Source organism: Rothia mucilaginosa (genome assembly GCF_001061665.1).
GTDB lineage: Bacteria > Actinomycetota > Actinomycetes > Actinomycetales > Micrococcaceae > Rothia > Rothia mucilaginosa_A.
This window is the reverse complement of sequence record NZ_JVSP01000006.1, coordinates 118,294-143,565: the sequence shown is the minus strand read 5'-3', so window position 1 is coordinate 143,565 and position 25,272 is coordinate 118,294. Positions and strand designations below refer to the sequence as shown.

The window sequence follows — 25,272 nt, the reverse complement described above, 5'->3', positions numbered from 1 at the left end:
ATATGGAAGGCGGCCCCCACCGCTTGTTGCTTTCGGCTACCTTGTAGAACTTTACTTCTTGGAGCCGACGGCGTTCATGTCCACGTCACGGGTTTCGTGAGTGAGCAGGATGAAGACGACGCTCAGAATCGAGGCGAAGGCCAGGTAGCCACCCACGGCGGCCACGCCGAAGGAGGAGTTCAGCCAAACCGCCACGAACGGGGTCAGAGCCGCACCGAGGATGGAAGCCACGTTGTAGGCGATACCGCTGGCGGTGTAGCGCACGTTGGTGGGGTACAGCTCCGGCAGGTATGCGGACATGGAACCGAAGGACAGACCCATCAGGCACATGCCGATGAAGATGAAGACAGTCACGGCGACGGTGTCCACGTTCGCACCGGTACCGACGACGGCGGGGGAGATGAGCGGGCCGAAGCACAGGCCGAAGACTGCCATGGCGATGGTGGTCCACAGCTGCTGGGTGCGGCGGCCGTACTTATCAGCCAGCCAACCCGAGATCGGGATGAAGATGGCGAAGCCGATAATCGAGACCAGCTGAATGATGAGGAACTCGTGGTACGGAATGGCCAGGCCACCCTTCTCTGCCTTGGCGATACCGTAGGAGAGAACCCACGCGGTCATCAGGTAGAACAGCACGTAGCAAGCAACCATGATGAAGGTACCCTGAATCATGGGCCACCAGGCAACCTTGAACGCCTCGACGAGCGGGGTCTTAACCTTCTCATTGTTGGCGGCAGCCTTGGCGAAGACGGGGGTCTCCTCCAGGCGGAAACGCACGTAGAGGCCGACGGCGACCATCACGATGGAGAGCAGGAACGGGATACGCCAACCCCAGACGAGGAAGGGGTGCTCGAGGTTCTTCGCGTCGGTGGTGGAGTTAAAAGCGATGAAGCTGGTCAGAATCAGCATGAAGCCGTTGGCGAGAACGAAGCCGATGGGTGCACCCAGCTGAGGCCACATGGCGGCGCGGGCGCGCTTACCCTCCTTCGCGTACTCGCTGGCGAGCAGAGCCGCGCCGGACCATTCGCCGCCCAGGCCCAGGCCCTGGCAGAAGCGCATGATGGTCAGCATGGTCGGTGCCCAGAGGCCAATCTGGTGGTAGGTGGGCAGCAGGCCGATGATGAAGGTCGCTATACCCATGGTGAGCAGTGCACCGACGAGGGTTGCCTTACGACCAATCTTGTCGCCGAAGTGGCCAAAAATAATGGAACCGAGGGGACGCGCGACGAAGGCGACACCGAAGGTTGCGAAGGAGGCCAGCAGCTCGGTCGTGGCGTCCTTCGCGGGGAAGAACAGCACGGGGAAGACGGCCACGGCGGCGGTGGCGTAGATATAGAAATCGTAGAACTCAATGGTGGTACCAATGAGCGATGCGAGAATCACGCGGCTGCGAGGCGTCGTGTTCTCGACCGGCGCGGCGGAGACCCTGGTGCCGGATACGGTGGTGCTCATGAGAGATGCTCCCGAGGATGGACTGACTGTGCGTACAAAAGGGAACCGGTGGCGTCGGTGACGCTGCTCTCGGCGTGCTAGGCGGCGGGGATAGTGCCGCGGCGTGAGGCCGGAGGAATTGAACCGGGTGTGCGGGTTCGGAACGAAAGGTTCCCCTAAAATGCATTATTATAAACCGTTCAGAAAAGTTGGCGCAGGCCCCGTCACTATCTGGACGGCGGCCCTCCGAACGGTAATTTTTAGGGGCGGCGCATCCCCGGATAATCCTCAGCGGGGGAACGGGGGCCGCCGCGCCGCGCGCGTGATGAGCCAATACGCAAGCATCCCCGCCGCGAGAGGAACTCGCTACGGGGATGCTTCGCAAACGCTACTTGATGGTCGCTACTTGATGGTCGCTACTTGATGGTCGCCAGGACCGCACCGGCGGTGACGGTGTCGCCCGGCTTAGCCGACAGACCCGAAACCTTACCGGCCTTGTGCGCGGTAATGGGCTGCTCCATCTTCATGGCCTCCAGGACCAGGACGAGGTCACCCTCGGCCACGGTATCGCCGTCAGAGACGGCCACCTTCACGATGGTGCCCTGCATGGGGCTGGTCAGCTCGTCGCCGCCGGCCTTCGCCGATGTGCGGGAGGAGCGGGATTTGCGGCTCTTCGAAGCCGGCTTGGCGGCGGGCTTGGCGGCGCCACCCATCTCGGGCAGGGACACCTCCATGCGCTTGCCGTTGACCTCAACCACCACGGTGGTGCGCTCATCCTCATCGGAATCCACGCTACCGGGGGCGCCATCGTACATGGGAATCGTGTTGTTGAACTCGGTCTCAATCCAGCGGGTGTGCACCTTGAAGTCTTCACCCTCGGCCGGCACGAACGCCGGGTCCTCCAGAACTACGCGGTGGAACGGGACGACGGTGGGCATACCCTCGATGCTCAGCTCGGACAGGGCACGGCGGGCACGCTGCAGGGCCTGCTCGCGATCCGCGCCGGTCACAATCAGCTTGGCCAGCATGGAGTCGAAGTTGCCACCGATGACGTCGCCGGCCACGAAACCGGAATCCCATCGCACGCCGGGGCCGGTGGGGACGTTCAGCTTCTCGATGGTGCCGGGGGCCGGCATGAAGGAACGGCCCGGGTCCTCGCCGTTGATGCGGAACTCGAAGGAGTGGCCGCGCAGCACGGGGTCCTTCTCCTCAATCTTCTCGCCGCGGGCGATGCGGAACTGCTCGCGCACCAGGTCGAGACCCGAAATTTCCTCGGAGACGGGGTGCTCCACCTGCAGGCGGGTGTTGACCTCGAGAAAGGAGATGGTGCCGTCAGTGCCGACCAGGAACTCGCAGGTACCTGCGCCCTGGTAGCCGGCCTCGCGCAGGATCGCGCGGGAGGCCTCGTAGAGGCGCTTGGTCTGCTCTTCGCTCAGGTAGGGGGCGGGTGCCTCCTCGACGAGCTTCTGGTTGCGGCGCTGCAGGGAGCAGTCGCGGGTGGAGACCACCACGACGTTGCCGTGCGCATCGGCCAGGCACTGGGTCTCAACGTGACGCGGGGAATCCAGGAAGCGCTCGATGAAGCACTCGCCGCGACCGAACGCCGCGGTTGCCTCGCGTACGGCGGACTCGTACATCTCGACGATGCTCTCGCGGTCGCGGGCCACCTTGATGCCGCGGCCACCGCCACCGAAGGCGGCCTTCACGGCAATCGGCAGGCCGTGCTCGTCGGCGAAGGCAACAACCTCGTCGGCGGACTTGACCGGATCCTTGGTACCCGGAACCAGGGGAGCGCCCACCTTCTGAGCGATGTGGCGGGCGGCCACCTTATCGCCCAGCTGGGTAATGGACTGGGGGGAGGGACCGATCCAGGTCAGGCCGGCGTCGATGCACTTCTGCGCGAACTGCGCGTTTTCGGAGAGGAAGCCGTAGCCGGGGTGCACGGCGTCAGCACCGGAACGGACGGCCACCTCGATGAGCTTATCCATCACCAGGTAGGACTGCGCCGCGGTGGAACCGCCCAGGGCGTACGCCTCATCGGCCAGCTTCACGTGCAGGGAGTCGCGGTCGGGATCAGCGTAGACGGCGACGGTCTGCAGGCCCTCGTCGCGGGCCGCGCGAATCACGCGGACGGCGATTTCGCCGCGGTTGGCGATGAGAATCTTGCTGACCGGGCCGGTGTGTCGGCCGGGGACCGCGGTAAATTTTTTGGCGGCTTCTGCCTGGTTCTGAGTCACTTAAAGCTCTCCTTTATCTCCTGCCGAAAGCATATCGAGAAACGGCAAGAATGGCGAATGTATCGCGCATTGTACTGTTCCATGATATCGATTAGTGTTCAAATACGTGTGTTGGAGGTGCGGGGCGCGGTCCGGCGTGCGCGTCCGCGCGGGTGTTTTGTCTTCGGGACTGGTCCGCTGGGTTAGTCCTCGGGCGGTAGCCACAGGTCCGTGACGGCCACGCCGCGGCGGCGCAGCAGCTCGCGCAGGGCGTGGATGGACAGGCCAACCACCGTGTGGAACTCGCCCTCGATACCGCGGATAAACGCCGAACCGTAGCCGTCCAGGGTGAAGGAGCCCGCCACCCACAGCGGCTCGCCCGTGGCGATGTACGCTTCGACCTCGGCGGGGCTCAGCTCATCGAAGTGCACGACGGCGCTACGCAGCTCGGCAACGGCGGGCGCCTCCGCATGCTTCTCGGGGTCGAACTCCCGCAGATCCACGAGCGCGTGACCCGTGTGGAGCGTGCCGTGGTGCCCGCTCATGGCGGTGATGCGTTCGCGGGCGTTCTCTGCGGTGTGCGGCTTGCCGTAGGCCCGACCCTCGAACTCGAAGACGGAATCGCAGCCCAGCACAAGGGCATCGCGCACGCCCTCGGCGGCCAGCTGAGCGGCAACCGCGCGGGCCTTGAGACTCGCCAGGAGGGAAGCGATCTCGGCCGGGCTGAGCCCCTCGCGTCCTTCGGCTCGTGCCCGCTCGTTGGCGGCGGCGAGCGCGGCGTCCTCGTCAACCGAGGAGACGCGCACCGTAAAGGCGATGCGGGAATCCTCCAGGAGCTTACGGCGCGCGGGGGATGCGGAGGCGAGCACCAATCGTGCCGGCGCGGCCTCGGCGGAAGAGACGGGGGAGGGGTCTACTGCAGTCATGCTCTCTATTTTAAGGCCGGGAGCGGGAAGTTTACCCTCACGTGCACCTTGAAGCTCGCCGCGCTCGCGATGGGCGTACAGGTAGCGCGCGAACGGACCGCGATAGGCCGAGTACAGGCCGCGGGCTAGGTTTGCAATTATGGGCTTGCTGTCTAGGCCTGCGATTCGTGCGGCACCCCCGGCGGGTACGCAAACGGCGTATCCCAATCCCCACAACCGCGGGGAGCGAGATACGCCGTAAACATGACGTCGTAAACATGGTGACGGTCGCTTAGCGTGCCGGCGGCCTCAAAACCGTCCGCGCGGAGCTGCGGGAACACCCGACTTGGCCGACCTAACGGGCCTAGCGAGTCTCGGCCACCTGCAGGCGCTTCGGCTCGTCGGCCACCTGCTCCTCGTACAGCGCCTCCGGCACGAAGCCACCCGGGGCACGCGGCGGCGAGAGAGCAGGCCGCGCGAAACGAGGTGCGAAGCCTTCGGAACGCTGAAAAGCAAACAACAGGCAAACTCGAATGGAACGCGGGCATAACGAGACCGGCACAACGCGTGAAACCTCGTGAGACGGCTCCCCGAACTAAGGTGACTCCCAGACTCCCTTGCTATGCTGGATGTGCGTCCGGGATAGGCCCCGGACCAGCGCCGTTTTCGCTCTTCCGGCCCGTGCAACGGCCCGGTGGGCCCCCTCCGAGGCCGTCCTCGGCAGGTACTCACCGGCCGGCCGCGCATCCGGCGAGAACGCCCCCGCACGACACCTTCAAGGAGAGATGCATGAGTTCTGCACCCCAACGCCCGGGCGGAACCCACCGGGTTGATCAGCCCAAGACCTCGCGAGGCCCCCTCAACTCCATTGCCAATTTCGCGAGCCGCGCCGCCCGCTCCACCTCGCAGAACGCCGTGAATCTGGGCGCCACCCGCCCCGGCGTGACCAAGATGATCGCGGTGGCCGGCGCCGGCGTGCTGCTCATCGGTGGCGGCATCTTTGCCTACAACAGCATGCATCAGGAAGAGAACGCCTTCCTCGCCACCGGCGATGAGTACGCCCGCGTCTGCCAGGACGCCACGACCGGTCAGCGCGTGGACGACTCCGAATGTGAGAAGGCAGGTGCGCAAGAAACGACCGCCAGCCCCTCGGAGTCGGCCAGCTCGGATTCCTCGAACTCCTCGAGCTCTTCGGGTTCCTCGGGTTCTTCCGGTTCTTCCGGTTCTTCGGGCACCTCGAACTCCTCCACCACGACCCACCACAGCGGCTCCAACGCCTTCCTGTGGTACTACCTGGGCCGTCAGAGCGCCGCCAACTCGAACGGAGCGTCGAGCAACTACATTCCGCGCGTGGGCGAGAAGCTCTCGGGCGGCTCCACGACCCGTCCCTCGAACGGCACGGTGTACAGCGGCGTGCCCTCGAGCGGCGGCGGATTCGAGGACTCCTACCGCAGCGCCAAGAAGTCCTCGACGATTTCGTCGGGTAAGGAAACCTCGACCAAGAACACCGGCAAGACCTCCTCGGTGCGCGATAACACGACCGGCACCGTCTCGAACTCCCGCCGCAACGGCAGTAGCGGTAGCAATTCTGGCTCCTCCGGCTCCTCCAACTCCTCTAAGTCGGGCACCAGCTCCAGCAACAAGTCGGGTAGCAAGTCGGGTTCGTCCAGCTCGAACAAGTCGGGTAGCAAGTCCAGCGGCAGCAAGGGCGGCTTCGGTGGCGGCTCCAAGTCCGGCGGCGGCCGCTCCGGCGGCTAAGCCCTCCCGCATCCGCACCCGTACATCACCCCCGCTACCGGCAAGGAAACCACTATGCGCCGTGAAGAATTCCCCCTGGGCCGCCCCGAGTGGGAGAAGGTCATCGTCGAAGAAGGCCTCACCTACAGCGTGGACGGCCCCGACGACCCCGACCACTACTGGAACGAGTACGCAGCCTACATCTTCAGCCCGGAGGAGATGAATTCCGTCCGTGCCCAGGCCGAAGAAATGCACCGCATGTGCCTGAGCGCCGTGGACTACCTGGCCTCCGGGGCCTTTGGTACCCTGGGCCTGCCGCACGGCGCGTTCAACCTGGCCGTCGAGTCCTGGAACCGCCGCGACCCCGACTTCTACGGACGCTTCGACTTCATCTACTCCGGCGTGCCCGGCGAACCCCTCAAGCTGCTGGAGTACAACGCCGACACCCCCACCGGTATTGTGGAGGCGGCCGTCTGCCAGAAGACCTGGGCCAAGGATCAGCGCCTCGACATGCAGGGCTACGCGCACTGGGGCGAAATCGGCGAGGCCTTCGTGGACCGCTGGCGACAGATTTTTGCGCCCGAGCTCACGAGCGGCCAGCGCCCCGTCCTGCACCTGGCCCACGTGCCCGAGGACATCGACGAGAACCGGGAAGACTACAACAACCTGTGGCTCATCGCCTACGCCGCCCAGCAGGCCGGCATCGAAACCATCCTCGTGCCCATTGACGAGATCATCTTTGACGAGCCGACCAAGAGCTGGAAGGACGCTGAGGGGCGGCCCATCAGCAACCTCTTCAAGCTCTACCCCTGGGAGGATCTGGCCACCGACAGCGACTCGGGCTACGACCAGCTGCTCTTCGCCTACCACGGCGCGGTGCAGCGCTGGATTGAGCCTGCCTGGAAGATGTTCCTGTCCAATAAGCTGCTGCTGGCCGCTCTCTGGGATAAGTACCCGGGCCACCCGAACCTGGTACCCACCTACGCCGGGCATCGCGGCGACCTGCGCAACTGGGTTCGCAAGCCCATCTTCGGGCGCGAGGGCGACGGCGTGGAGATTTACGCCCCCGACTACAACGTCTTCGTCAAGCCGGAGGAGGACGACTTCTTCTCCACCGCCCCCGAGAGCGAGTTCGTCTACCAGGAGTACATCCCGGCACCTCGCTACGAGGGCATCATCCAGCCGGTGAGCCACCCCGTTCTGGGTGTGTGGGTCGTCGGCGGACGCTGCGTGGGCGTGGGCATCCGTGAGTCCAACGGCGCGCTGACCGACTACTGGTGCCGCTTCGCGCCGCACCTGGTTGACCTGAACGCCCCCGGTTCGCTGGGTTCCGCCTCGCAGGATCCCGGCACGGCAAACTTCGGCTACTAGGCACGCACGCCGGGTTCGGCTGAGGCTGAACCACCGAGCCCGCTAACGCCGAAGGCCCCCACCTCACTAGCTGAGGCGGGGGCCTTCGGCGTTAAGCCAGCCGTTGCGGCGGGGCCGTGACGAAAAACCGACGCGGCGCTACGGCCTAGTCGTCGTCATCGTCGTCATCGTCGTCTTCGGCCTCGAGCGGAAGCATCATCTCGTCGGTGAGCGCACGACGCAGGGTGTCCAGACCCACCGAGCCGAGCATCAGGGCTCGAGTGTGGAACTGGCGCATATCCTCGCCGCGGGCCAGGGCCTGCTCGCGCAGCTGCAACCACAGGCGCTCACCAATCTTGTAGCTGGGGGCCTGGCCCGGCCAGCCCAGGTAGCGCAGGAACTCGAAACGCAGGTGACCCTCGGACTCGTCCAGGTTCTGCTTCAGGAATTCGTAGCCCAGCTCGGAGGTCCAAATCGTGCCGGGCTCAACGCCGAGCTGCTCAGCCCACTCCGCGGGAATCGGCATCTCGCAGTGAACGCCGATATCGAAGACCACGCGGGCCGCGCGCATCCGCTGCGCGTTCAGCATGCCCATGCGGTCGCCCGGATCCTTCAGGTAGCCCAGCTCCTCCATGAGACGCTCGGCGTACAGGGCCCAGCCCTCGCCGTGACCGGACACCCACAGCATGTTGGTACGCCAGGAGTTCATGGTGCCGGCCAGCGCCGTGGCGATGGAAATCTGCAGGTGGTGCCCCGGAACGCCCTCGTGGTACACAGTGGAGGTTTCGCGCCAGGTCGTGAACCGGTCCTCGCCCTCGGGCACGGACCACCACATGCGGCCGGGACGCGAGAAGTCGGGGGAGGGGCCGGTGTAGTAGATGCCGCCCTCGTGGGTGGGCGCGATGCAGCACTCGATGCGGCGCATGGGGCCGCCAATCGCGAAGTGCTCGGCGGAGAGGTCCTCCACCGCCGCGTCGGCGAGCTTCTGCATCCACGCCTTCAGCTCATCGGTGCCGTGCAGCTGTCGGTTCGGGTCTTCGTCGAGCAGCTGCTTGGCGCGCTCGATGCTGGCGCCGGGTTCAATCTCTTCGGCCACTTCGCGCTGACGGGCGATGATGCTCTCCAGCTCCTTCACACCCCAGGCGTAGGTTTCGTCCAGGTCGACGGTGGTGCCCAGGAAGGAGCGCGAGTGCAGACTGTACGCCTCGCGGCCCACCGCATCGCGGGCGGGTGCGGCGGGCTGCAGAACCGTCACGAGGTAGTCGTTGAGGTGGCGGTAGCCGTCCTTGGCGCGCTCGGCACCCTCTGCGGCGGCCTCGGCCAGCTCGGGCTCGGCGGCGGCAACCTCGGCGGCCAGCTCGTCAAAGAAACCGCCGGGCGCGTAGTACGCGGCGGTCTGCTCGATGACGATGTCCACCTGGCGGCGCGGGGAAATCTTGCCGTCCGCGCGGGCCGCCTCGAGGCTCAGCACGAGCCCGTCCAGCGCCTCGGGTACGCGGTGCATGCGGCCGATAATGTGCTCCCAGTCCTCGCGGGAGTTGCGCTTCATGAGGTCGAAGACGGAGCGCACCTCCTGCGGAACAGAGGTGATGTTGTTGAGCTGCCAATAGCCGAAGCCCGCCTTGCGCTGGGCACGGTACAGGCTCAAGCGCTCCTGAAGGGCGTCCAAGGTGACCAGGTCGACGTCGTCGATGGGCAGAACGCTGTCAATCTTCTTGAGGGTTTTCTTGGCCAGGCGGTGTAGCGCCTTCTCACCGGCGGGGGAGTAATCGGGGTAGAGGGTTTCGACGCCCTTGCGGCCCAGCTCTGTAGCCAGCACGGGGTTAAGGTCGAGGACCTTTTCGAAGTAATCGTTGGCCAGCTGATCGACGTCGCTCAACTGGCGCTTCACGCGGTAAATGCTCGGAAGTTCCTGGTAGGTGCTCATGTTCATATCCTAACCCAGCAGTGTGCCTTCTGCCACGATATGCCCCTCTTGTGGCGCTATTATTACACACCGCGACGGGGCAGGCCGGTCGGGGGGGGGCACCGGGAGAGTACGGGGCCCGCGCGCACGGATGATTCTCGTGTGCACGGGCCTCTCGATAGCGGCTCTTTCGTCCGGATGCGGACCTCCCGACTCCGCCCGGCCACCCCGCGGGCCGTTAGCTCGTGAAGTACTCGCCCTTCAGCTCGAGCAGACCGCCGGCTCCTTCGGCCACGCCCAGGCGGTGCGCGATGAGGCGATCCTGTAGCTCATTACCCGAAACCAGATCCACCAGAATCTGCGGGTACTTGGTCGAGCAGCGGATGAACTCGTCGTAGGCCTCATCGCTGAACGCGGTGTTCGTGATGAAGGTGCCGAGCTGACCGCCTCGGGCGTGTACGGCCAGGAAGAATTGGGTGACTTCCCGCGGGGAAACCGTTCCGGAATCCAGACGCAGGGCCCGAATGTAGAACGCGCGTTCTGCATCGCCGCTGGCGGGGGTCGCCACGCCGTCCACGCCCTGAGCATCCAACGGCTCAACGCTGTAGCCGCGCATGAGGAACAGATCGAACCCGATGCGGCGGAACCGCTCGTCGCTCACGCCCGCCAGCGCCGGGACCAGGGCCTCGCGGCGGAAGACCGCGCGGTAGCGCTTGAGAGCCTCACGCACCTGGGATGCGGCGACCTCAAGGGCTGCGGAGGGCTCGACGCTCACGGTTGCGGCGGGTGCCTCGGAAACGGCGGGGGCCGTTGCTTGTGCGGGGGCCGGAACCGAGGCGGGTACCGCGAGGGCTTCCGAGGCCGAGGGGGTAGCGGGCGCGGCGGCACCCGGGCGGGCCAGCAACGCGGGGGAAGCGCCCGGCACCGGCTCGGCACGATGCGACTGCTCACGAGCGGCCAGGCGGGCCTGACGCTCGGCGGCGCGCGCCTCCTTGGCTGCCTGCACCGCCTGCTCGCGGGCGGCAAGCTCCTCGGCAATATCCTGCGGCAGCTTGTGCTTGAGCGATTGCGGCGGCAGGGGCGCCATGCGGGCGGTCACCGCCTCCGGGGCGCCCTCGGGGAAGCGCTCCAGCAGCTCGCGACCCGACTCGCTCAGCTCGTAGCGTTCCGGGTTCTTGCGGGAGGTGCGGCCCGTACCCTCGCGCAGGGCGTTCAAGAGCCGCTCACCCTTGAGCACGTGCATGGCCACCGAGAAGCGGTTGCGCAGGCGCGGGGTCAGCTTGTAGCGGTGCGGCGCGATTTCCCCCTGCAGGTAGGGGATGTTGAGGGAAACCTTCAGCTCGTCATACACGTCGTAGTACGAGATGCGCGGGCTCTCGCTCACAATCTTCAGGATCGGGTAGAGCAACTGGTGCGGGTAGGGCAGCGCGTCCACCGCGGCGGGGTCGAGCAGGGCCGTGGTTACCAGACGTTCAACCTTCGGCTCCTGAGCCTGCGCGAGCGCGGGGGCAAAATCCGGTCCCAGCGAGTACACGGTGTCGCGCTCGGAGAGGTAACGGTGCGCGGTCAGCACATCGTAGAGGTAGTCCTGCGCCTCGATGCGCTGGAAGTAGGGGTTTTCCGCGGCGGCCTTGAGGCGTTCGTCCCGCTCAAAGACCTGCTCCAGGCTGGGCAGGCTCAGCTCGACGTCCGCGCCGCCATCGTTGAGCACGCCGAAGAGCAGGGCACCCATGTGCACCAGCAGCTTCTCGGTCGCGAGAATATCCTCTGCGGTTACGGCGGCGGCATCGTCCTCGGGAACCTCCTTCAGCACCGAGGACAGTTCGGCGGCGGGTACCGCCTGCTCGGGGTAGCGTGCCACGAGTTCCTTCGCCTCGGGCGAGAGCGAGTACAGGGTCACCGGCGAATCGGTGTGCTCGTGGATGGTCTTCGTGCGCAGGTATCCGGCGCGGGTCAGCAGGCTCAGCGCCCGGGCGATGGCGGGCTCAACGATGCGCTGCTCCAGGTAGGACAGGCCGTACCAGCCCTGCACGAAACCGCACTCGCGCAGCACCAGCTCGCGAATCTTAACGGGGGCGGCCGCGGGGTAGGAGGGGGTGACGCTCAGCACGATCGGCAGCAGCTCGCGAACCGTTAGATGCGAGAGCAGCTCGGGGTAGAAGCGCTGCAGGTAGTACAGGTAGACGCCGGTCTGCAGGGGCAGAATCTTCGCGAGGTCGCGGGCCTGGCTCTCCTTGGGGGCGGCGAGTAGCTCGCGCCCGGCCTCGCTGAGCGCGTAGTTCAGGTTGCCGGGGTGCAGCTGGCTGAGGGAAACCTCCAGGTAGTCGCTGTTGACGAGGGCGGTAATGAGCTTATTGACGGCCTCGCGGAAGAGCACGGTGTCATCGACGGCGATAAAACGCTGAGTCATGGTGAAGCCCAGATCCACGCCGACCGGGGTGTACGTATCGGGGAAGAAAACCTTCTCGCCCCGCTCGGATGCACGCTCGAAGTGGTGCAGAAGCGAGAAGACGGCCGCGAGGCTGAGGGCGTGAGCCTGCTCGGGCAGCGCCTCCCAGGAAGTCTGTTCCTGCAGCTGACGCAGGTCGGAGTGGTCGAGGTGAAGCATCGTTTTATTCACAAAAGCCACTGGGGGATTCCTTATCGTGATTTAAATGTATGAATTTATGGTGGTGCGACGCGCCGCGAACGACGCTCGGGCCGAGTAAGGGCGGCCCCCGAGTGAATATGCAGGGCTCATCTCTCTAACCCGGAGCTGTCCTCTGCTCTGAGAACGCGAGGAATATGCGTCGCATAACATTCTTTATTCTAGCCGTACAAGGCGGCGCTCCCCATTTCGGGGTAGGCCGAGAAATACGCGGAAGAAAATATGCGGAAGATAGGTGCCGGAATTAATGACGAGAAATACCGAGAAATCTACCGAGACATAAACGGGCACCGCGGGGAAACAGGCGCCGAGCGAATTTGTCGTAGCGCATATCGCAGCCGGCAAATATCCGGCGAATATACATACGTATATCGCAGGCTCGTGCCGCAGGCGTAAATCCCCGTGCGAGCGGCCGCGGTAGCTGCGCCACCAGCACGGGGTAGGTTAGGGTTCTATGCCCTTCTCGAAGTACTCTTCGTCAATTGTGTAGCCACATTCGCCCTCGCCCTCGCGCACACCCACGCGATGGCGAATCATGAGATCCACCAGCTTGTGCTGATCGACCAGGGCTATATTGCGCGCGCCCGGAAGGCCCTGCAGGTACTCGGGAACCGGCTGGGCGAACGAACCGCAGGTCACGAGCACACCCTGCAGACCGCCGTGTAGAAGAACCGCCCCGGCCAGCTTCTGAATCTCATTGGGGGTGACCTTCATGGTTCCGCAATAGTGCTTAACCTGAATATAAATGGGAGCGAAATCGAGACCGTCGGAATAGCGGGCAATAACGTCGACGCCCTTATCATCCACGCCGCCGGTCACCTCGGTGATAAAGCCGAGGGCCGTAAAAATATCGGCCACAATATGCTCAAAATATTCCGGGGTAACGGCGTAAATATGCTGAATTAAATCCCGCGTAAAATGCTCGGCAAATTCAGCCTGGGCGTGCATAATCGGCGATTCGCTGGCCTTGAGTATCACGTCGAGGGGAGTGCCCTGCGGTGCCCCGTCACCGAAGCCCGCCTCTCCGGGGGTGCCGGTCGCGGCGAGTTGCTCCTGCACGCTTTCAGCCTCTGCCGGGAGGAACGCATCCAGCCCCGAATCCTCGGAGGAATGAGAGAAGAGCGAGCGCCGCGTCTGCGCCTCCTGAAGGAGGGCATTGGCCTGTTTCTTAAGCTTTTTGGCGCTCTTGGCGGTCAGGTTTTGCGCGCACAGCGACTGAACCTGCTTGACCACGCGCGGCGGCACGGTGCCGTGCAGATGCGGGGTGCAGGTGAGCTCCGCACCCAGGGGAGTGAGGAGGTACTTGCGCTTCTCCCACGGGGTAAGCCGGGGCATGAGCTGGGCGTAACGCAACGCCACCAAGATCTTAAGGGTGGTATGCACCGCAGCCGCAAAATCGGTGGATTCGAGGTCCGGAAGATCCTTCCGCGAGCCGAGGGCCTTTGTCTGCTGTCGTAGCTGTTCACAAATATAGGCGGCTGTGCGAGGTGAGGTTTTCGACAGGCGCCGGAGCGTCGGCAGGAGAAGTGTGATGTAGACATCCGGAGGGGGCTTGTGATTTTTAGTCATTTTTTAGACACGTTCCCTGTCGTATATCAACACTATTATGATTGTGCGTATATTGTATCACTAAAGCGCATCATTATGCCCTATCCGGGTGAATTATGACGGAACCGTTCGGTTATCTGTATTTTGCGGTGAATACGGTGCTACTTCGATAAAGAAGCCCGAAAATAAATGATTCCCGCCGTGTCTTTCGACAATCGGCGGGAACCAATCTAAATCGGAGAGAGAGCCTACATGGGGCGCGCGCGCCTCCACGAACCGGGGCCCGGACGCAACGAGGCGCCCAGACGCTGACGACGGTTCAAGATGCGCGAAGCCGCACCCACCAGCGTGTTCTGCTCCTGGTGCGCGGCGTTCGCCTGCATCGCGGCCACCACGGCGGTCAGAGCCGCGAGCTCCTCCTCGGTCGGGTTGCCCTTCGTGACCTTCAGGAACGGCTCGTGCTCCTCGGCCTCCTCGTGATGCACCTCAGCCCGACCGCGGGGCGAGGGGACGGCCGCCTCGGAATGTGCCCGGGACGCGCCGCGCGAGGAAGCGTGCGCGCCCTCGCGGCCTCGACCCGACGGGGCGGGGGTCGCCGAGGTGCTCGTCGCATCCTTCTTCTTGCCGAACGAGAAGTAACTCAGCGGATTGTAGCCTGCCATCGGCACGCCTCCTTAGAACCTAAGAACCCGCACGGTTCGACCCTCCTGGTTTCGGAGGGAGCGAACCGTGCGGTACGGGGCGCGGGCGGCACCCCAATACATGGGAGTAGAAACGCTATTGTCGCGAGGTTTACAGCGGGATGTTGCCGTGCTTCTTCGCGGGGGTGGCCGCACGCTTATCGTGCAGGGCGCGCAGCGAGGAGATGATGCGCACGCGAGTCTCGCTCGGGGCGATCACCTCGTCGATGTAACCGAGCTCAGCCGCCTGGTAAGGGTTCAGCAGCTCCTCCTCGTACTTGGCGATCAGCTCGGCGCGGCGTGCCTCAACGTCACCGCCCTCGGCGGCCAGCGCGGCCAGCTCGCGGCGGTACAGGATGTTAACGGCGCCCTGCGCACCCATCACACCAATCTGGGCGGTGGGCCAGGCCAGGTTGATGTCGGCACCCAGCTTCTTCGAACCCATCACGATGTACGCGCCACCGTAGGCCTTGCGGGTAATGACGGTGACCAGCGGAACGGTCGCCTCCGCGTAGGCGTAGAGCAGCTTCGCGCCGCGGCGAATAATGCCGTTGAACTCCTGATCGGTGCCGGGCAGGAAGCCGGGAACATCCACGAAGGTCAGAATCGGAATGTTGAAGGCATCGCAATTGCGCACGAAGCGGGCGGCCTTCTCGGAAGCCGAAATGTCCAGGCAGCCGGCGAACTGCATCGGCTGGTTGGCGACGATACCGACCGTGCGGCCCTCAACGCGGGCGTAACCAATCATCACGTTCGGGGCGTACAGCGCCTGCATCTCGAGGAAGTGGCCGTCGTCCACGACCGACTCGATAACCTCGCGCATATCGTAGGGCTGGTTGGCCGAATCCGGAATCAGGGTATCCAGATCCAGGTCGTCCACGGTCACCTCGGGATCCTGATCGTGCTCAAGCGGCAGGGACTCCGTGAGGTTATTCGAGGGCAGGAACTCCAGCAGCTCGCGCACGAAGTCGAAGGCGTCGTCCTCATCCTCGGCCAGGTAGGTGCTGGTGCCGGTCACGGAATTGTGCTGACGCGCGCCACCCAGGGTCTCCATGTCCACGTCCTCGCCGGTCACGGTCTTGATGACGTCCGGGCCGGTGATGAACATGTGGGAGGTCTTATCCACCATGACGATGTAGTCGGTCAGGGCGGGGGAGTACGCCGCACCGCCGGCGCAGGGGCCCATAATGACCGAAATCTGCGGGATCACGCCGGAGGCGCGCACGTTCATACGGAAGATATCGGCGAACATCGCCAGCGAGGCCACACCCTCCTGGATGCGGGCGCCGCCGCCGTCGTTAATGCCGATGACGGGGCAGCCGTTCTTCAGCGCAAACTTCTGCACCTTCACGATCTTCTCGCCGTTGACCTGCGAGAGGGAACCGCCGTACACGGTGAAATCCTGAGAGTACACGGCGACCAGGCGGCCATCCACCGTGCCGTAGCCGGAGACCAGGCCGTCGCCGAGAGGCTTCTTCGACTCCATGCCGAAGGCCGTGGTGCGGTGCCGCGCCAGGGCGTCGAACTCAACGAAAGAGCCCTCGTCCAGGAGCATTTCGATGCGCTCGCGGGCGGTGTTCTTACCACGGGCATGCTGCTTTTCGATGGCTGCCTCACCGCTGGGCACGTAGCTACGCTCGCGGCGCGCGTAAAAATCGGCGAGCTTACCGGCGGTGGTGCTCAGATCATATTCCTGCTGGAGGTTCTCGGACATTATTCCTCGTTCCTGCTCCTACCCGACGCGACGGGAGCCAGTGGTTGCGGTGATGGATGTTTGCCCTCCCCGACGACGGGACGGACATAACAGTGCATATCCTTAAACTATAGTGCGAACTGGGGCACACATGCCAGACGAAGAGCGCACATCCCATCGTTAGATACACTCGCGTGCACGCAGAAATCCCCTCCGCGCGGGCCCTTATGGGCCGCGGGAGGGGAAGCTCCGTATCGACGACGGAAAACGACTAGATGGTGCCCAACACGGGGTTCCAGGCGGTCACGGTGTGCGAAACCACGGCGCCGCCGACGTTCATGGGGTCGTTAGCCACAATCTTCTCGGCGTCCTCCGCGGAATCGACCTTCGCAATCAGCAGGGCGCCGGTCGCGACCTCACCGTCGAGCAGGGGTCCGGAAACAATCAGGTTGCCGGCCTCAATCTGGGAGGCCAGGTACTCGCGGTGAGCCGGACGGTACTTGGCCTGCTCCTCGGGTGCGGCGTAAACGTAGGTAATTGCGTAGTGAGCCATGGGGACTTCCTTCGGGCTAAAACTCGGGGTGAGCGGGGCGGACCCCGCATCTGCTTCGGTGCATTACACACCCGCACTGTCTAATGTACCGTCTCGTCGCCGCCGGGAACAGCGGGCACGCAAAGAAAGCGAGGGAAGGGGCGCGGTGGACGGCCGCTTGATGATATCGTGAGAACCCGCACCATTTGGGCAGAACCGAACGGGCCGCAACGTGCCGACGGGTGCCGCGCGAAGCACGAAAACCAGAACAAACCAAAAACCAGAACAAACCGGGGGAGAACATGACCGAAAGCAACGAGAGCGAACGGACTCCGGTCACCGTGCTGGATACCACCGTGCTGGATGCACCCCGCGCCCGCACCGCCGCCCTGGATGCCGGCTACGCGAGCGTGCACCTCTTCGACAGCGTGGACTCCACCACCACCCGGGCCCGCGAACTGCTCATGAACGGAACCGACGCCGACCGCGAAAGCCTCGGCGAACTCTCCGTCTTCTCAACCCTCTACCAAAGCGACGGCCGAGGACGACTGGCTCGCCCCTGGACCGCGCCGCCCGGCGCGTGCCTGGCCACGAGCATCGTGGTGCGCCCCCACGCCTCGACCGAACCCGGTACCCGCGAACTGCCCGAAGACAGCTACCACTGGCTCACCCTCGTGGCCGGGCTGAGCGTCGTGGACATCTGGCGGCACTACGGCGCCGAGGCCCACCTCAAATGGCCCAACGACGTTATCGCCAACGGGGCGAAGGGCTGCGGCGTGCTCGCCCAGCTCGTACCCGAAAGCGGAGCCAACGAGGGGCTGCGCAGCATTATCGTGGGCATCGGCCAGAACACCAATATGACCGCAGGGCAGCTCCCGGTCCCCACCGCCACGAGCCTGCTTTTGTGCACGGGACGCACCGTCGACTCGACCGAGGTGCTCGAGCGCCTGCTGATCGCCTTCGCCCGACGCTACCGCGCCTTCCTGCGCGCCGGGGGAGACCCCGAGGCCGCCGACCCCCTCACCGGCGCGCCCAGCCTGCTGGATGCGGCCCGCGCCGTGTGCTCCACCCTCGGCGCCGAGGTGGCCATGAGCCTGCCCGACGGCAGCGTCGTGCGCGGCGTGGCCGAGGACATGGACGCGCAGGGACGCATCCTGATTCGTCGCGAGGACGGCACGCTCGCCCCCTACGCGGTGGGCGATATTGAGCACCTGCGCCCGACCAACGGTAGCTACGGGGACTTCCGACCGGCACACTAGAGGTACGAGAAGACCCCGGCGACCGACTCGCCAACACCAGACCCACCACCAATCGAGGAGTGCCATGCGCCTGCGCGGACAACTCAACCCCGGCGAATACGTCATCGTCGCGACCCGCCAGCACCCGGGGGCACTGCTGCCCAGCCTCACCTGCCTGCTGCTCGGCATCGCGGCGGCGGCCTTCGCATCCACGGCCCGTTCCTCCGCGATCCTCTGGTGGGTCGGCACAATTGCGGCGGCCGCGTTCTTCATCGGCGCACTGCGCATCGGGTGGCGCTGGCTGACCACCGGGTACCTCATCACCACGCACCGCCTGGTGGTGCGACGGGGGCTCGTGACCCGCACGGGCGACGAGTCTCTCTACCTGGATTCGCTCGGGCAGCGCTGGGTGCGTGAGAGCGCTCCGGGGTCCTGGCTGGGGTACGGTTCGGTCTACGTGGTGTGCCGCGGAGTGCACCACCGTCTGCGCTACGTTCCCGCCCCCGAACGCTTCGACGCGGAGCTGGAGTCGGCCTACCGCGAGCACTACCCCCTGCGCGCCGGCTACATCTAAACTTCACCGTTTCGCCGCGCCAAAGCGGACTCGTGGGACAGACCCTCGGCTGAACCCCGCCGGAAAAACGCTGACTGGAGTATCCTTAACTGTGAAATACTCCACTACCGAGCCCTCTCATGGGGGTAGAGGTGAGCCCGGAACCACACGCCGGGTGGGGTGCAGGGCACGATTCGCCGCGGCGGAAGGTGCCCCAACCGGCGGGAAGCGCTCGCGCGGCAGGCATTTAATGCTCCGGCGGATGGCGCAAGCCCGGGCAGAACAACGAACTATTCATCCGGCAGAGAAGAAAGGACCGGTAACGGTTATGAGCACGGCGAACCACTACCGACCCGAACCCTCTCCGCGGGAATCGGGCGACGCCGCTCCGGCGGGTTCTTCCGGCGGGAGCATGGGCCCCGAAACCCAGATGCTCAACCTCAAGATTCTGCAGAACCTCGCCCAAAACAATATCTACCGGGACGAACGCTCCAAGGAGGGCGTGCGCGCCCTCGAAAAGTCCCTGCTCGGCGACGGCAGCCGCTACACCCCCTCGCAGGCCGCGGAGTGTGCCGGGATTCCGCTGGAGGCGGCCCGCCGCATCTGGCGCAACATGGGGTTCCCCGATATCGCCCCGAACGTTCCCTACTTCACCGATACCGATGTGCGCATGCTCGCCGACCTGCGAGCACTGGACGACGAGGGCACGATTCGCATGGAGTACGTGGTGTCCCTGGTACGCGCCGAGGGCCAGCTGACCGATCGCACGGTCGCCTGGCAGATTGAGGCCCTGGTGCACAACATCATGGTCACCGAGAACGTGGACGACAACGAGGCCCGCCGCAAGCTGCTTCTGGATTTCCCCCGCTACCTCGAGGCGCTCGAGCACCTGGCCGTCTACGCCTACCGCCGCCAGATGTACGCCGGAATCCTGCGCCTGGGCCTGCGCGAGAACAGCGCCACCAGCTCGGGTATCGCCCACCTGCCGCTCGTGCGCGGCGTGGGCTTCGTGGACCTGGTCTCGTACACCTCCCTGGTGCGCAACCTGGATGCGGCGGCCCTCTCGCAGCTCATTAACCACTTCGAGCAGAGCTGCCTGGACGTCATCGCGCCTCTGGGCGGACGCATCATTAAGACTCTCGGCGACGAGGTGTTCTTCCTCACCGAAACCCCGGATGCGATAGCCGAGATTAGCCTGCAGCTCTCCGAAAAGATCGGTGCAGATCCGCAGCTGCCGGATGTGCGCGTCGCCTTCATCTGGGGCGAGGTTCTGGCCAACCGCGGCGACGTGTACGGCTCCAGCGTAAACCTGGCCTCGCGCCTGGTTTCCCTGGCTGAACCGGGAACCGTGCTCACCGATAATGAGACGGCAAACACGCTCCGACAGGTGGGAAATCATTACACCCTCACATCCCAGGGAACGCGAAACGTCCGAAGCTTTGGTAACGTAGACCCCGTGGCGGTGACCCGTCGCGCACACTACACTATGGAGATCAACCTCTCATGACTGAACTGAAACTACGTACCGGCGGTGCCACTCACCGCGGCGCACATCGAGAAAACAACGAAGATTCGATGGTCGTCGCCGGTTCCCTCTGCGTGGTCGCGGACGGCATGGGCGGCCACGAAGCCGGCGAGGTCGCCTCACGCCTGTGCGTGCGTCAGCTCGCCTACTCGCCTTTCTTCACGATGCCCGGCGGCCGCAGCGAAAGCGAGCAGGCGGCCTACGCCGAACGCATCGCCGCCATTGACGAGAGCGACCCGGTCAAGCGCCGCCGCCGCATCAACGCCGAGCTGAACAAGGAAATCGTGCAGGCACTCGACCGTCTGCACGACATCCTCGGCGAAACCAACGAGGAGATCAAGGAAGCTCTCTCGCGTTCCGGCGGCACCACCGTGACCGGTGCGTGGCTGACCCGCATCGGCCGGCAGAACCTGTGGGTCGTCTTCAACATCGGCGATTCCCGTACCTACCGCCTGATGCGCGAGGACGACGGCATCCACCACTCCAGCATGGAGAAGCTGCCCGGCTCCGAGGGCGCCGCATCGCTGGAGCAGATTACGACGGACCACTCCGAGGTGCAGTACCTGGTCGACGAGGGCCAGATTACGCCCATGGAGGCGCTAACCCACCCGCGCCGCAACGTGATTACCCGCGCGCTGGGCACCGGCAACTACTGGGAACCGGACTTCTGGGTTCTGCCCGCACGCCCCGGCGACCGCCTGATGCTCTGCTCCGACGGCCTCTCCGGCGAGCTGTCGCACGAGTACATGGCCCGCGTGCTCACCTCGATTCGTCACCCGCAGGACGCCGCGGACGTGCTGCAGCACGAGGCGCTGCGCTCGGGCGGCCGCGATAACATTACCGTCATCGTGGCGGATGCCGTCGAGGCCTAAACCCATAGTTCTGATGCACCCCCGCCTTCAGCGGGTACTCGCTCGAGTGCCGGCAGGATGCGGGGGGGGGTGAACTCTACCCGCGGGAAACCGGCCGGGAAGGACCCGCCGTGACGGCGGCGGGGGAGGAGCGCGCCCCAACACGTTAAACTGGACGGGTGACTGAGAACAACGCCCCCACCACCGCACCCGCTGAGACTCGAGCAGAGAGCCCCGCAGAAAACTCCGAGAAGATTACGGATGCCCTGCGCGCCGAATACGCGGAGCTGACAGATAAGATTCGCGCCGCCCGCCGCGCCTACTACAACGAGGACGCACCGTTCCTCTCCGACGCCGAGTACGATGCGCTGTACCGCCGCCTCGAAATCATCGAGGCCGAGCACCCGCTCATCATCGCCAACGACTCGCCCACCCAGGAGGTCGGCGGCGAAGCCATTGAAGCCTTCGCGCCCGTCACCCACCTGGAACGCATGTACTCCCTCGAGGACGTCTTCTCCTTCGAGGAGCTGCGCGCCTGGCTGACCAAGACCGAGGAGAGCGTCCGCAACCTTACCGGCGCCGCCCCGCGCTGGCTCACCGAGCTGAAAATTGACGGCCTGGCCGTGAACCTGCTCTACCGCAACGGCACCCTCGTGCGCGCGGCAACCCGCGGTGACGGCACCACCGGCGAGGACGTCACCCACAACGTGCGCACCATCGCCAGCATCCCACAGCGGCTGAGCGGCGAGGGCCACCCCGAAGAAATCGAGATTCGCGGCGAGGTGTTCATCTCCTCCGCCGACTTCGAGAAGCTCAACGAGTCCATGATTGCCGCCGGCAAGAACCCCTTCGCGAACCCGCGTAACGCAGCGGCAGGTTCGCTGCGCCAGAAGGACCCGGCGGTGACCGCATCGCGCCCGCTGAGCATGTACGTGCACGGTATCGGCTCGCGTACCGGCCTGGAGATTGCCACCCAGTTTGAGACCTACGACCTGCTCGCCTCCTGGGGCCTGCCCGTGAGCCCCTACAGTGAGCTGACCGATTCGGTCGAGGGCATCTTCGACTTCATCAACCGCTACGGCGAGCAACGCCACTCCCTCGTGCACGAGATTGACGGCATCGTCATCAAGGTCAACGATTTCGCAACCCAGGCGCAGCTGGGCTACACCTCTCGCGTGCCGCGCTGGGCCGTGGCGTACAAGTACCCGCCCGAAGAGGTGAACACCAAGCTGCTGGACATCCGCGTGGACGTGGGACGCACCGGCCGCGTGACCCCCTACGGCGTCATGGAGCCCGTATTCGTCTCGGGCTCGACCGTGGAGCGGGCCACCCTGCACAACCAGGACGTGGTCAAGGCTAAGGGCGTGCTCATCGGCGACACCGTGGTGCTGCGCAAGGCAGGCGACGTGATCCCCGAAATCGTCGCCCCCGTGGTCGCCCTGCGTGACGGCACCGAACGCGAGTTCGTCATGCCCAGCGAGTGCCCCTCCTGCGGTTCGCTGCTGGCCCCCGGCAAGGAGGGCGACGTGGACCTGCGCTGCACGAACCCCCGCTCCTGTCCGGCGCAGCTGACCGAGCGTGTGTACTACGCGGCAAGCCGCGGTGCCTTCGACATTGAGGCGCTGGGCTTCGAGGCCGCCAAGGCGCTCACCAGCCCCGCAACCCCGGACACCCCTCCGCTGACCACCGAGGCGCATCTCTTCGACCTGACCCCTGAGGACCTGCGCGAGGTGACCATCGAGCGTGAGAAGAAGGTCAAGGGCGTGGGCACCGGGAAGATGGAGCGCGTGCCCTACTTCTACACCAAGCCGACCAAGGCGCGCCCCGAGCCGAAGCCCACGAAGAATACGCTGAACCTCTTCGCCGAGCTGGAGAAGGCTAAGCAGCAGCCGCTGTGGCGCGTGCTGGTTGCCCTCTCTATTCGCCACGTGGGCCCGACCGCTGCCCGCGCGCTCGCCGCGGAGTTCGGTTCGATGCAGGCTATCCGCGAGGCAGATCGCGAGCGTCTAGCCTCGGTGGACGGCGTGGGCCCCACCATTGCGGACTCGATTATCGAGTGGTTCGCTGAGGATTGGCACGCCGAAATCGTGGACTCCTGGGCCGCCGCCGGCGTGCGCATGGAGGACAGCCGCGACGAATCGGTGGAGCGCACCCTGGAGGGTCTGACCGTGGTCGTGACCGGCACCCTGAACGGCTACACCCGCGACGGGGCAAAGGAAGCGATTATTTCTCGAGGCGGCAAGGCCTCCGGTTCGGTCTCGAAGAAGACCCACTTTGTGGTGGCCGGCGCGAACGCCGGCTCGAAGCTGGATAAGGCCGAGGCTCTGGGCCTGCGGGTGCTGGATGAGGAGGGCTTCACCGCCCTGCTCGAGGGCGGCCCGGAGGCGCTTGAGACCGGCTCCGAAAGCACCTCCGGAGAGTCGGAGGCGTAAGCCGTCGAGGTATTCCCCTGTCTCCGTGGGCCGCGGTACTGTGGGCCGCGTGATACGGGGTATTGAGGTATGTATGTACGCCGTTCGGGCCCCGAAGAGTGTTCTTCGGGGCCCGAATACCAAAATTTGGCACTTGTAATTACCACAGTTTCTGGGGGTTGGAGAGCTTAAAACACTCCGAGAGCGTAGAAATATTTAAAATTTTTTTACACGCTGTTCGAATCCCCTATTGGGGTGGTACGAGTACCCATTAAAGGAGGCGGAGGGCGGGGGAGCGCATCCGGCTAAACCCCCAAGAAAACCCCGGAATACCGGGGAAAACGGGTCGAAAACCCCGGGATTCAATCGGGGGGTTAACGTTTCCTGCACTCTTTACCTTAAAGAACCCTGGGAGAAGTCAGGACGTTCGCTGTGAACCTAAAACGGGGTTGGAAACCGCCACAACCTCGGCTATCTTGGAGACCAGAAAGATTCTCGTCAGGGAATCGCTTATGTGGTTTCAAGCTTGGAATGCTTGAAACGATGCCCGGTTCTACCGCACGTCCCCACCGAGGAAGTGCCACCGGATTCCGCGCACTAGCGCAGAATCGCTCACGGTGACATGAAATCGATGGAGAGCCGCTCACATGGTAGAGCCAGAAAATGAGTAACCTACTTCGTTATCAAAGGGTGAGCGGCGCCGCGCCAGAGTTCCGGGGACGGAACGAGCGGGGACGGCCCCAAGGAGCATTATGAAGAACACTTCCATTCGTCGTACCGCAGCAGCTCTCGCCATCGGTGGCGTTGCAGCAGCTACCATGTCGATGCCCGCTGCAAACGCAGTAGACGGTGCTACCTGGGACGCACTGGCACAGTGCGAGTCCGGTGGTAACTGGTCCATCAACACCGGTAACGGCTTCTACGGCGGTCTGCAGTTCACCCAGCAGTCCTGGAACGGCGTCGGCATGTCCGGCTCCCCCGCGAACGCTACCCGTGCACAGCAGATCGAGGCAGGCGAGCGTCTGCTCGCTATCCAGGGCTGGGGCGCATGGCCCGCATGCTCCGCTAAGCTTGGCCTCTACGGCAAGACCGGCGCAGCTCCCACCTACACCGAGCCCACCACCACCGTGGCTGCACAGTCGCAGACCCAGCAGACCTACACCGCTCCCGCGGCACAGGCTGCACCCGCAGCTCCTGCAGCTCAGGCTGCACCCGCAGCAGTTGAGGCTCCCGCAGCAGCACCGGCAGCTCAGGCAGCTCCCGCAGCAGTTGAGGCTCCCGCAGCAGCACCGGCAGCACCGGCAGTTGAGGCTCCCGCAGCCGCACCCGTTGCAGCTCCCAAGGCTGCCGCAGGCACCTACACCGTGGTTCCCGGTGACTCCCTGTCGCTGATCGCTTCGAAGCTCGGCGTTGCAGGTGGCTACCAGGCAATCGCCGCTGCGAACACCGACATCATCTACAACGTTGACCTGATCTTCCCCGGCCAGGTCCTGAACATCCCCGCATAAGGTTCACCCCTGAAGCGGTCGTTCTGACGCTGTACCACAACGCCCCGCCCTTCACCGAAGGAGCGGGGCGTTGTGCGTTAACCTCCGGTAGCGGAGCCGAACGTACCCGGTGAAGGTCGCCGCCGCACGCCCCCTCGGGCGGTACCCCGACCGATAGGTAGGCAGAACGCCTCCCGAAGAGACGAGAAACCCAACCTCCACTACACTAGAGAAGAAACAAAAAACAAAACTACGGGAGAACCATGTCTGCCATCACCTTTGAACAGGTCAAGCACCTGGCATCGCTGGCACTCATTGAGATGACCGATGAAGAACTCACCGCGATGGCGTCTGAACTCGACATCATCGTCGCATCCGTTGAGACCATGTCGCAGAAAGCAACTGCCGACATCCCCGCGACCAGCCACCCGATCCCCCTCGAGAACGTCTTCCGCGAAGACGTACCCGTCCCGACCCTCACCCAGGAAGAGGCGCTCTCCGGCGCCCCCGACGCACAGGACGGCAAGTTCCGCGTGCCGGCAATCCTCGACGAAGACTAAGA

General features: G+C 64.7%; 19 protein-coding genes. 9 read left to right on the top strand and 10 right to left on the bottom strand.

Annotation, left to right across the window (positions count from 1 at the left end; all coding sequences use genetic code 11):
* Window positions 1-51: 51 nt before the first annotated feature.
* From ADJ95_RS04240 to ADJ95_RS09380, 4 genes are all read right to left on the bottom strand, one after another.
* Window positions 52-1,452: an MFS transporter gene (locus ADJ95_RS04240; protein ID WP_049332902.1), complete on the bottom strand. Its 1,401-nt coding sequence runs from the start codon at window positions 1,450-1,452 to the stop codon at window positions 52-54.
* A 395-nt stretch (window positions 1,453-1,847) separates the two neighbouring features.
* The gene (locus tag ADJ95_RS04235; protein WP_049332900.1) at window positions 1,848-3,668 is read right to left on the bottom strand and encodes an acetyl/propionyl/methylcrotonyl-CoA carboxylase subunit alpha; all 1,821 of its coding nucleotides are present in this window, start codon (window positions 3,666-3,668) and stop codon (window positions 1,848-1,850) included.
* Between the two features lie 182 nt (window positions 3,669-3,850).
* A complete protein-coding gene (locus ADJ95_RS04230) occupies window positions 3,851-4,573 on the bottom strand; it encodes a Maf family protein (protein WP_049332898.1) in 723 nt (240 codons plus the stop codon).
* Window positions 4,574-4,916: 343 nt separating this feature from the next.
* Complete coding sequence (locus ADJ95_RS09380; protein ID WP_160310626.1) at window positions 4,917-5,072, bottom strand: hypothetical protein; 156 nt, start codon at window positions 5,070-5,072, stop codon at window positions 4,917-4,919.
* 269 nt (window positions 5,073-5,341) lie between these two features.
* Between ADJ95_RS09380 and ADJ95_RS04225 the strand changes: the two genes are divergently transcribed.
* Both ADJ95_RS04225 and ADJ95_RS04220 read left to right on the top strand, forming a co-directional pair.
* Window positions 5,342-6,310 carry a hypothetical protein gene (locus ADJ95_RS04225; protein WP_141761805.1) on the top strand — a complete coding sequence of 323 codons (969 nt, stop codon included), beginning with the start codon at window positions 5,342-5,344 and terminating at the stop codon, window positions 6,308-6,310.
* Window positions 6,311-6,364: 54 nt separating this feature from the next.
* Window positions 6,365-7,660: a glutathionylspermidine synthase family protein gene (locus ADJ95_RS04220; protein ID WP_049332896.1), complete on the top strand. Its 1,296-nt coding sequence runs from the start codon at window positions 6,365-6,367 to the stop codon at window positions 7,658-7,660.
* 145 nt (window positions 7,661-7,805) lie between these two features.
* Here ADJ95_RS04220 and ADJ95_RS04215 read toward each other — a convergent pair whose 3' ends face one another.
* The 6 genes from ADJ95_RS04215 to ADJ95_RS04190 all read right to left on the bottom strand — a co-directional run bounded on the left by ADJ95_RS04215 (window position 7,806) and on the right by ADJ95_RS04190 (window position 16,666).
* Complete coding sequence (locus ADJ95_RS04215) at window positions 7,806-9,566, bottom strand: DUF885 domain-containing protein (RefSeq protein WP_049333126.1); 1,761 nt, start codon at window positions 9,564-9,566, stop codon at window positions 7,806-7,808.
* Window positions 9,567-9,783: 217 nt separating this feature from the next.
* A complete protein-coding gene (locus ADJ95_RS04210) occupies window positions 9,784-12,174 on the bottom strand; it encodes a restriction endonuclease (protein ID WP_049332894.1) in 2,391 nt (796 codons plus the stop codon).
* A gap of 462 nt (window positions 12,175-12,636) precedes the next feature.
* On the bottom strand, window positions 12,637-13,575 hold the full coding sequence (locus tag ADJ95_RS04205; RefSeq protein ID WP_239662775.1) for a restriction endonuclease: 939 nt from the start codon (window positions 13,573-13,575) through the stop codon (window positions 12,637-12,639).
* A gap of 413 nt (window positions 13,576-13,988) precedes the next feature.
* Window positions 13,989-14,402: an acyl-CoA carboxylase subunit epsilon gene (locus ADJ95_RS04200; protein ID WP_049332891.1), complete on the bottom strand. Its 414-nt coding sequence runs from the start codon at window positions 14,400-14,402 to the stop codon at window positions 13,989-13,991.
* A 130-nt stretch (window positions 14,403-14,532) separates the two neighbouring features.
* Window positions 14,533-16,134 (bottom strand): acyl-CoA carboxylase subunit beta, encoded by a 1,602-nt coding sequence (locus ADJ95_RS04195; protein WP_049332888.1) that lies wholly within the window; start codon window positions 16,132-16,134, stop codon window positions 14,533-14,535.
* A 250-nt stretch (window positions 16,135-16,384) separates the two neighbouring features.
* A complete protein-coding gene (locus tag ADJ95_RS04190) occupies window positions 16,385-16,666 on the bottom strand; it encodes a YciI family protein (RefSeq protein WP_049332886.1) in 282 nt (93 codons plus the stop codon).
* Between the two features lie 281 nt (window positions 16,667-16,947).
* On the opposite strand from ADJ95_RS04190, the gene ADJ95_RS04185 reads away from it, so the two are divergent.
* The 7 genes from ADJ95_RS04185 to gatC all read left to right on the top strand — a co-directional run bounded on the left by ADJ95_RS04185 (window position 16,948) and on the right by gatC (window position 25,270).
* On the top strand, window positions 16,948-17,904 hold the full coding sequence (locus ADJ95_RS04185; protein ID WP_049332884.1) for a biotin--[acetyl-CoA-carboxylase] ligase: 957 nt from the start codon (window positions 16,948-16,950) through the stop codon (window positions 17,902-17,904).
* Window positions 17,905-17,968: 64 nt separating this feature from the next.
* The gene (locus ADJ95_RS04180; RefSeq protein ID WP_049332882.1) at window positions 17,969-18,457 is read left to right on the top strand and encodes a hypothetical protein; all 489 of its coding nucleotides are present in this window, start codon (window positions 17,969-17,971) and stop codon (window positions 18,455-18,457) included.
* A 307-nt stretch (window positions 18,458-18,764) separates the two neighbouring features.
* Window positions 18,765-19,943 (top strand): adenylate/guanylate cyclase domain-containing protein, encoded by a 1,179-nt coding sequence (locus ADJ95_RS04175; protein ID WP_049332880.1) that lies wholly within the window; start codon window positions 18,765-18,767, stop codon window positions 19,941-19,943.
* Entirely contained in the window at window positions 19,940-20,833 is an 894-nt protein-coding gene (locus ADJ95_RS04170; RefSeq protein ID WP_049332878.1) for a PP2C family protein-serine/threonine phosphatase, read from the top strand. Before ADJ95_RS04175 ends, ADJ95_RS04170 begins: the two co-directional genes overlap by 4 nt.
* A gap of 158 nt (window positions 20,834-20,991) precedes the next feature.
* The gene (gene ligA / locus ADJ95_RS04165; protein ID WP_049332876.1) at window positions 20,992-23,244 is read left to right on the top strand and encodes an NAD-dependent DNA ligase LigA; all 2,253 of its coding nucleotides are present in this window, start codon (window positions 20,992-20,994) and stop codon (window positions 23,242-23,244) included.
* Between the two features lie 731 nt (window positions 23,245-23,975).
* Window positions 23,976-24,731, top strand: a complete 756-nt coding sequence (locus tag ADJ95_RS04160; protein ID WP_049332873.1) for a transglycosylase family protein — start codon at window positions 23,976-23,978, stop codon at window positions 24,729-24,731.
* Between the two features lie 242 nt (window positions 24,732-24,973).
* Complete coding sequence (gene gatC, locus ADJ95_RS04155) at window positions 24,974-25,270, top strand: Asp-tRNA(Asn)/Glu-tRNA(Gln) amidotransferase subunit GatC (protein ID WP_049332870.1); 297 nt, start codon at window positions 24,974-24,976, stop codon at window positions 25,268-25,270.
* Window positions 25,271-25,272 lie beyond the last annotated feature (2 nt).